Source organism: Nostoc sp. UCD121, from assembly GCF_014222285.1.
Lineage (GTDB): Bacteria > Cyanobacteriota > Cyanobacteriia > Cyanobacteriales > Nostocaceae > Nostoc.
Window position 1 is genome coordinate 1 of sequence record NZ_JACKZS010000407.1, and the last position, 2,808, is coordinate 2,808.

Annotated in this window: 1 protein-coding gene and 2 pseudogenes; 1 reads left to right on the forward strand and 2 read right to left on the reverse strand. The window is 37.6% G+C overall.

Features of this window, described 5'->3' with window-relative positions; genetic code table 11:
- On the reverse strand, nucleotides 1-890 hold an 890-nt coding region (locus tag GNF10_RS36280), incomplete at its 3' end, for a carbohydrate-binding protein (protein ID WP_185607461.1).
- A gap of 349 nt (nucleotides 891-1,239) precedes the next feature.
- Nucleotides 1,240-1,688: pseudogene (locus GNF10_RS36285) on the reverse strand (IS4 family transposase); the annotation flags it as partial.
- Nucleotides 1,689-1,788: 100 nt separating this feature from the next.
- On the opposite strand from GNF10_RS36285, the pseudogene GNF10_RS36290 reads away from it, so the two are divergent.
- Nucleotides 1,789-2,312 (forward strand): annotated as a pseudogene (locus GNF10_RS36290) (IS4 family transposase); the annotation flags it as partial.
- Between the last annotated feature and the right edge of the window lie 496 nt (nucleotides 2,313-2,808).

The window sequence follows — 2,808 nt, forward strand, 5'->3', positions numbered from 1 at the left end:
CCGTAGGTACAATACGTATTTGTTTCAGGGTTGAAATCTACAGGTGGATGCCATGTGGGGTAGACTTTGCCATCCTCACCGTTGGTGAAATAAGTATCATGAATCCACTTGGGGCATTCCCATGTTTTGCCAGGAGACCACAGCCCATAGGATTTGGCGAGAATCTGGGAACTTGTTGGTAGTAGGTTTTGTGTTCGTATTGGTCTGCCAGAAATAGGAATAACAGGCGAACCTTGGTTGATATTGTCGGATTGGATTTTTTGTATCTCGTTAATTTTTTGCACTGTATCCTTTGCCCAGAAGGCAAACCAATTAAAGCGCATAGAACGGTTAGAGCCTGGAAATCTAATGACAAGGTTTTGTTGTCCCTTTGCAAGGCTGCTATTCAAAGGACACGGAACTGTACGATAGTTTGACAGAGAACCAGTGCTGTTGATGGTACAGTTCCCCACCACAGTGCCGCTAACTGAACCTAAGCGCACTTCAACGCTGTTTGTCCCAGAAGGTAAAGCGATACGCAGCATCAATGCCTCTACACCACTACCTAAGTCAAGGTTGTTGTATACTCCATAGTTACCATTGGCGGTGTTGGTTAGTTCCTGGGTTTGCTCTGTATACACAAGATCAAAAGGATTTTCGCTACGCTCCCAATAGTCTCCCCAGGCTGTGTTTAGTCCAGAACGAAACGATGAGTTGAGAGCATCTACACGCTTAAATACAGGCCAAGGTGCCAGTGCGCTCGACGGAATAGTCAATGTGCTGGTAGCCGCTACAACCTTCAGTGGCTCAACAACTGGAATATTTAATACATGACTAATGCCGGATAAACTCAGTAGTAACACTAACGCAATAACAGTGTGCAGAAAGAATCTGCTTAATTTATGGTTCACATCATTTATCCTCCGAAGTTAAACAGCATTGCTGAATCAAAAGATAAATCAACTAGCCGCAGTTAACAGGCTGCTAGTTACTACATCTACTAATGACTCTTGAAATATGCTAGAGATAATAGATTAGAAATCGAACTAACAACCTCAGTATTTATTCGGGTTAGAAAATTTTCGAAATGTGATTACTTCAAAACCTGATTACTATCACTTTTCCATTAATCTAGGCTAGGCATTTGGGTAAACGCATCTAAATATTGACGAGCTAGAATGAGAGTGTAATTCACCGAGATTCTGATTAGATATAACTTTCAAAAAAACAAATCTTCCTATTCTCTAATACTCTGCCAATTTACGAGGGTTCAACGCCTGTAGAAACGGGATAAATACGACCTAAAACAGTAAGTTTGGCAAAAATTTTGTTTAATAAAATAGGCTCAGGGATTTCGGGAAGCATTTTTAACGTTTCACGAACATATCGAAAACCACGATAGTAAGCCTTAAGATCAATAAATGCCGGAGTCAGGATTAAGGAGCCGAAAATTAGACAGAAGATGATGGGATAATTTGAACATCAAGAATACGCTTATTAGCAGCATTAGTTACAGCAGTTTGGCTTAAGTTCATAAAATCTTCTAATCCCCAAAACTGCTTCGCATCAAGAAAGTCAAACTCGATTTCAAAACGAACCTTGTAATAGCCGATTATCTTTTCGTAAGACAAATTCAGGTTGCTACAAAATAGGATTGCATGACTACAGGTATTAGATTTCAGATTGGTTTTTACTAAAATAACTATATTAGACTTGTCCCAAAAGTGTTGAATGTTAAGAAAAATCTGATAAAAACAGCCCAAAATATGTTAATTTTTGGGCGGAAGATTAAAGTATATCTATTTGATAGTGATTATAAATTCATTTCCCAAGATTGTCAAAGATATCTTGAGAGGACTGCCAAAAAACGATTATCCAGTATTGAACAGTCGTCTGTTCTTTGAGTGCTGGCTGCTTCTTTTGCTATGGATAACAGCTTAACAAGTATGCAAGATTTGTTTAACAGATTAAACAACACAGGATTTGAGGTAGATATTTCTACTTTATCTAAAGCAAACTTACATCGAAGCCAAAAACCTTTTCAATAAATTTACCAAAAATTAAATGAATTAGTACAGAAGAAAGTTCAAAAAAAGTTACACGATAAATATGCAATTTGTCCAATAGATTCAACAATTATTACTCTCACAACTAAATTGTTAGGGGTATTAGGACACCATCAAGTAAAAATTTTTATTTCTCTAAATCTAGCTACTGGAAGTCCATCAGATAACTTCATAAACTTTGGACATGAGCATGACTATAAATTTGGTTCTAAAATGATGTCTAGTCTACCAATAAATGCTCTTGGGGTCATGGATAGAGGTTTTGCTGTTTGTATTAGGATTCAACATTTCTGGACTTGTCCGAAATATTAACTTAGGAAAAGAAAAACGGTAAAATGTTTAAGTAAGTGTCTACCATTTTTATGCATTAGTTATGGTTTTTGATTATATCGTTGGATTCAAGATTTTATAAGGTGATTAAGAAAAAATCTTGCGATGCCTGCGGCGGGCGGAGCTATCGCTTCGTATACAAAAGCTCTAGATTTCAAAAATGGCAAAAGTTTTCGTAGAGTGACAGAAGAGGGTAATGGTGATGCTGTCATACTTCTAGAATGCAGCATTTAGGTCATTTTAAAAAATACAGTATTTACAAGATCACCTGCGGAATCTGGGTTTAAATAAATCCCTGTCTGAAAATGTCTTTATAATTAACAACTCATCATGAAAGCTGTATTTTGCATCGCCCATGCCACACCCTGACAAATAGTCTAATGAGGCTATTGCTGCTCGGTCGAAGGCGTGACATCGGCGAATGGAGAAACTG